At 31.5% G+C, this 387-nt stretch carries 1 protein-coding gene; it reads right to left on the bottom strand.

Going from position 1 to position 387, the window contains the following annotated elements:
• Nucleotides 1–133 precede the first annotated feature (133 nt).
• Nucleotides 134–387 (bottom strand): hypothetical protein (locus tag EIZ48_RS29315; RefSeq protein ID WP_205298667.1); only part of this gene is annotated, 254 nt, incomplete at its 5' end.

The raw sequence follows: 387 nt of genomic DNA, 5'->3' as shown, positions 1-387 counted from the left end.
GAGAAACTTTGCCCGCCTTGCCCGTATACGAGTAACTTTTTCCTTTACTTTCCTTCAGAAAATTTCAAAAAAATTAAAAAGATTCAGAAAATTCAAAAAAATTCAAAAAATTTCAATTTTTTTTTTCCTTTTTCTAAGTAGTTATATATAAATATATTTTCTTACTTTTTTTCAAGGACCCTAGTTGGGGTCCATTTGCGTTTAATAGTTTGTTAAGTGTGTACAGTAAAAAAATTAAAAATAAAAGAAAATCCAAAGTAGCACCTGATAGAAGCTTGTTGATGATTAACGAACTGATCGGCACACGATGACATAGCACCGACAAATTTTGTGTCACGACAGCTTTCGCACTCGGGTGATTTCCTTCCTTAAACTTTGCATTTTTGT

It is taken from the genome of Photobacterium alginatilyticum, from assembly GCF_009910675.1.
GTDB classification, from domain to species: domain Bacteria; phylum Pseudomonadota; class Gammaproteobacteria; order Enterobacterales; family Vibrionaceae; genus Photobacterium; species Photobacterium alginatilyticum.
This window is presented reverse-complemented; position numbering and strand designations above follow the sequence as displayed.